Genomic DNA, 5528 nt, shown 5'->3' on the forward strand with positions numbered 1-5528 from the left:
GGGGGCACTTGAAGTACTGCGCCATAGTACTGCCCACTTAATGGCCCAGGCGATTAAACGCATCCTGGGTGATGAAAACGTACGCCTCGGTATCGGGCCGGTCATTCAGGACGGTTTTTACTACGACATTGACACCGATACAACGATCACAACAGAAATGCTGGCTCAAATCGAGAAAGAAATGCAGAAGATTGTCAACGAAAATCTGCCGATCGAGCGTAAAGTCGTTTCAAGGGAAGAAGCGCTCGATATTTATAAGAAGTTAAACGATCACCTCAAGATAGAGATCATCTCTGAGCTTCCTGAAGGTGAAGAGATTTCGATGTACCATCAGGGCGAGTTTTTCGATCTGTGCCGTGGGCCGCACGTGCCGTCCACAGGAAAACTTAAAGCGTTTAAGCTAATGAGCGTTGCCGGTGCATACTGGCGCGGGGATTCGGACCGCCAGATGCTTCAGCGCATTTATGGCACAAGCTGGTCAAAAAAATCGGAGCTTGACGAGTATTTGCATTTCCTCGAAGAGGCCCGCAAACGCGACCATCGTAAATTAGGAAAAGAACTGGAACTATTCATGTTCTCCGAGGAAGCGCCGGGAATGCCGTTCTATCTTCCGAATGGAATGATTATCCGCAACGAACTTGAATACTATGCCCGTGAGCTGCAGGTGCAGCGGGAATATAAAGAGGTAAAAACACCGCTCGTTATGAACCAGCGCCTGTGGGAACAGTCCGGCCACTGGGATCATTACCATGAGAACATGTATTTCACCGAAGTGGACAACACGAAATTCGCTTTAAAACCGATGAACTGCCCGGGCCATATGCTTGTGTTTAAAAATAAAACGCACTCGTATCGCGATCTTCCCATCCGTATGGCTGAATTCGGCCAGGTACACCGCCACGAGTTCTCCGGTGCGCTCAACGGGATGATTCGGGTGCGGACATTCACACAGGATGATTCGCACATCTTCCTCCGCCCGGATCAAATCGAGGCAGAAATTAAAAACGTTATCGAACTCGTTGACAAAATTTACGGCGTATTCGGATTCCCCTACACAGTTGAGCTGTCTACAAGACCGGAAGACTCAATGGGCAGTGATGAGCTGTGGAACATAGCGGAAGGCTCCCTGCAGAAGGTGCTTGACGAGATGAAAATCGAGTACCAGGTAAACGAAGGAGACGGTGCGTTCTACGGCCCGAAAATCGACTTCCATATCCGGGATGCAATCAAGCGGAGCCACCAGTGCGCGACTATCCAGCTTGACTTCCAGTTTCCTGAGCGATTCGATTTAAACTACATTGGGGAGGACAATGCGAAGCACCGCCCGGTTGTTATTCACCGTGCAATTTACGGTTCAATTGACCGCTTCATCGGCATTCTGACCGAGCACTTCGCGGGCGCATTCCCTACATGGCTTGCTCCGGTACAGGCAAAGCTCATTACGATTGCCGCACCGCATGCAGAGTACGCGGAGAAGGTGAAAGAAAGAATGCTGGAGAGAGGCATTCGTGTTGAAGTGGACAGCCGCAACGAAAAAATCGGCTACAAAATCAGGGAAGCGCAGGTTAACAAGGTTCCGTTCATGCTCGTTATCGGTGACAAAGAAATGGAGGAAGATTCCCTTTCTGTCCGCCGCCGCGGTGAAGGAGACCTTGGGGTTAAAAAAGTGGATGACGTTATCAATATGATCGTCGATGAAATCGAAACAAAGAAATACTAAGGAATAAGGAGGCTTCCCTTTCACCAGGGAGGCCTCTTTTTACAACAATTTTACATAGAATTAACGTTCGACTGTCATAATGGAAGAAGGTTGCAGGAGAGGAAGGATTGTACGTGCTGTCTTTTATTAGACCACTTATAAAGAAAAAAACACCGTTTGTTTATACGGACCAGCGTGCGCAGGTCAAAAAGCTGCTTGAGGATGAACTGGCCTATTCGCGGGACGTTATCCTTCTATATCTCGACATTATCAAGTTGTCTGAAATCGAGGCGAAATTCGGCAATATCGTAGCCGGGCGTGTTCTTCAACATATGGATAATATTCTGCTCGCCGCCTGCCGCCACATCCTTCATCTGCCGACGCGGCTTATTGCCGTGCAAAAGCTATGGGCAGACGACTACGCTGTTTACCTCTCTTGGGATACTTGCTGTAATGAGCACGAGTTGCATGAGCTGTCCATTGCGCTAAAGCAGGAAGTGGAAGAGCGTTTGAACCGGCAAATTACCTACTCTCATATGAATAAAGTAAGCGTACATATCGGATATGCAAAGATTAAAGGCGACGACATCGCAAAAGAAATGTATTCCTCGGTGAAAGTTGCGAGCCAGATGGCAAAGTATGGCGTGATGTCTCAAGAATTTAAACAGGTGCAGCAGTTTCACAGGATTATGGAAGAGGCGGATATCCATATGGTGCTTCAGCCGATTGTCTCGTTGAAGACAGGTCTTCCGCTTGGCTGGGAATCACTCGTGCGCGGGCCGGAGGAAACTCCTTTTTATTCTCCGGATACGCTGTTTTCCTTTGCGAAAAAAACAGATAAAAGCTTCCAACTGGAAACGCTGTGCCGAAGAAAAGCAGTAGAACAGCTAGAAGGGTTAAATCAGTCTCACAAATTGTTTATTAACCTGGATGCGCGTGCGATCGATGATCCGTTTTTCCTGCGTGGACGGATTTTTAAGCTATTCGAGGAATATCATTTAAACCCACACAATATCGTATTTGAAATTACTGAACGGCATGCGATAAAAAACTTCGCGTCCTTCCGTGACATTATTCAGGAGTACCGGAAGAAGGGCTATTTAATCGCAGTGGATGATGCGGGAGCAGGCTATTCGAGCCTGGAAGCGATTGCCGAGATTTACCCGGATTATATCAAGCTGGATATGGCTTTGATTCGTAATATCGACACGGATCCGGTCAAACAGGCGCTCGTCGAAACGTTTGTCCAGTTCGCTAATAAGGTAAAGTGCAAAATTATCGGTGAAGGCATCGAAACGAAGAGTGAGCTTGAAGCATTAATAAAGATGGGAGTCGATTACGGTCAGGGATTTCTCCTGGGCCGCCCTAAACGGGGCTTCTCTATGATCGCGGACGAGGCGATTGACTGCATTAAGCGGCTGGAGCAGGAGAGGGAGCCGGCGATTATCGAGGAACCTACAAGTAAAGTCGGAGATATTATCACGACGACGATTTGTGTTACCGAAGAGACACTTGTCAGAGAAGTCCACCATCTATTTGAAAGGAATACGAGAATAGACAACGTTGTGGTTCTCCGCAATAAAACACCGATTGGGCTTATTATGCGTTTTCAGCTGTACCAGGTTCTCGGCGGCCAGTATGGGATTCCTCTGTATTACGAGAAATCCGTCTCCCAAATTATGAACCACAGCCCGCTTATTGTGGACAGGCGGCAAAATATTGAACAGGTCGCTAAACTGGCGGTCGAACGCGAATCGTTCCACCTTTATGATGTCATTATTGTAACGGAAGACGGCAAGTATTCGGGCGTCGTATCCGTACAAAGCCTTCTCGATATGCTGGCCAAGGCGAAGCTGGAAATCGCCGCTGTGTCCAATCCTTTAACCGGGTTGCCGGGAAATATAAGGATAGAGCGGGAGATTATTTCCCGGCTCAAGAAAAGCGAGGATTTCACGGTCATGTACTGCGATCTTGACCGGTTTAAATGGTTTAATGACCAATACGGCTTTGAAACAGGCGACGAAATTATCCGCCGGACCGCCCAAATGATGGGGACGGCCATTCGGGTAAGCGGAGCGAAGGCAAGCTTCCTCGGCCATATTGGAGGGGATGATTTTATTATTATTACGCTCCCCTCGTATATAGAAGAAATTGTTTCTTATATTAGAATGTATTTTGACTCTTACTTCCGGGATATTGTAGAGGGAGTTGACGCGGTATCCGAAGGCGGACTGCTTTCTATTTCGCTGGCCGGCGTCCACTGCCGGCCAGGCCAATATAAAACCCCAAACCAGGTGGCGGAGATGGCTGCGCGGGTGAAAAAAGCGGCCAAACAGGTGCCGGGGATTTCTTTTATAGATGGATAGGCAGCTGCTCAAGATGAATTCGTAAAGGAAAGAGCTTGACGAAGCAAAATATATAGGATATACTGTTATAAGTATTGAATATACGGAATCCAAAGCAGAAGCGTCCCGCTTCTCACCTGATTGACGCGACAGCGATTGTTGACAGGTAGCTATCCATTAAATTTTTCTTTTATGGAATGAGATGCGGGCGCAGTGCGCCCGCATTTTTTGCTTTTGGTTCAGATTATTATGGAGGTGGCAGGCTATTAGCAAAGATAATTTAATCAATGAGGAAATCCGTGCTCGTGAGGTTCGTGTAATTGATTCTGAAGGTCAGCAGTTAGGTATTCTTCCATTCCGTGAAGCACTCCAAATGGCGCAGGAGAAGGACCTTGACCTGGTAAACATCTCACCAACTGCAAAGCCGCCTGTATGCCGTATCATGGATTATGGGAAGTACAAATACGAACAGCAGAAAAAAGAGAAAGAATCACGGAAGAATCAAAAAGTGGTGGAGATTAAAGAAATTCGTTTATCACCCACCATTGAAGACCATGATTTTCAAACAAAACTGCGTAATACAGTTAAGTTTTTAGAGAATGGAAACAAAATTAAGTTAACCATTCGTTTCCGTGGCCGCGCGATTACACACTCTGAAATCGGGCAAAATGTTATGGAAAAGCTTGCCAAAGAAGTAGAACACCTTTCTATTGTTGAACGCAAGCCGAAAATGGAAGGGCGCAGCATGATTATGATTCTTGCGCCGAAAAACGATAAGTAACCATTAGGATTGGAGGATTTATATCATGCCTAAAATGAAAACTCACCGTGGAGCTGCGAAGCGTTTCAAAAGAACGGGAAGCGGGAAACTGAAGCGTTCACATGCTTACACAAGCCATATTCTGGAGCACAAGTCTCAAAAGCGCAAGCGTAACCTGCGTAAAGGTGCCATTGTATCCAGCGGAGACCAAAAGCGCATTGCTCAAATGCTTACGTACATGAAGTAATTTTTATTGAAGATCTAGGAGGGAACATAGATGCCAAGAGTTAAAGGTGGAAACGTTGCGCGCAATCGCCGCAAAAAGGTATTAAAGCTTGCTAAAGGTTATTTCGGTTCAAAACACCGTTTATTTAAATCAGCAAACGCACAGGTTATGAAATCTTTGCTTTATGCTTACCGTGACCGTCGTCAGGTAAAGCGTGATTTCCGCAAACTGTGGATTACTCGTATTAATGCTGCTGCCCGCATGAACGGTCTTTCTTACAGCCGTTTCATGTACGGTTTGAAAGCTGCTGGCTTAGAAGTAAACCGTAAAATGCTTGCTGATATGGCAGTAAACGACAGAGAAGCATTTACACAACTTGCTAACACAGCAAAAGAAAAGCTGAATGCGTAAGCAATAAACAAAAAGACTGGTTGAGCAATCAACCAGTCTTTTTTTTGCTATATAGAGGGATGTATTGCCTGCAGGGGGTAAGAATAA

General features: G+C 46.4%; 5 protein-coding genes and 1 other annotated feature. All 5 genes read left to right on the top strand.

The features are described from left to right. Positions 1-1720: threonine--tRNA ligase (gene thrS / locus MBEAL2_RS28185; RefSeq protein ID WP_047155508.1), on the top strand; the 1720-nt coding region annotated here is incomplete at its 5' end. 113 nt (positions 1721-1833) lie between these two features. After that, positions 1834-4065, top strand: coding sequence for a GGDEF domain-containing protein (locus MBEAL2_RS28190; protein WP_236693048.1), 2232 nt, complete (start codon positions 1834-1836; stop codon positions 4063-4065). Positions 4066-4151: 86 nt separating this feature from the next. Next, positions 4152-4281: a sequence feature (ribosomal protein L20 leader region), on the top strand. Continuing rightward, a complete protein-coding gene (gene infC, locus MBEAL2_RS28195; RefSeq protein WP_082130248.1) occupies positions 4247-4825 on the top strand; it encodes a translation initiation factor IF-3 in 579 nt (192 codons plus the stop codon). Its footprint overlaps the feature before it by 35 nt. A gap of 25 nt (positions 4826-4850) precedes the next feature. Next, on the top strand, positions 4851-5051 hold the full coding sequence (gene rpmI / locus MBEAL2_RS28200; protein WP_047155509.1) for a 50S ribosomal protein L35: 201 nt from the start codon (positions 4851-4853) through the stop codon (positions 5049-5051). A 30-nt stretch (positions 5052-5081) separates the two neighbouring features. Beyond that, on the top strand, positions 5082-5441 hold the full coding sequence (rplT, locus tag MBEAL2_RS28205; protein WP_047155510.1) for a 50S ribosomal protein L20: 360 nt from the start codon (positions 5082-5084) through the stop codon (positions 5439-5441). Positions 5442-5528 lie beyond the last annotated feature (87 nt).

This window comes from Aneurinibacillus tyrosinisolvens, from assembly GCF_001015055.1.
GTDB classification, from domain to species: Bacteria; Bacillota; Bacilli; order Aneurinibacillales; family Aneurinibacillaceae; genus Aneurinibacillus_A; species Aneurinibacillus_A tyrosinisolvens.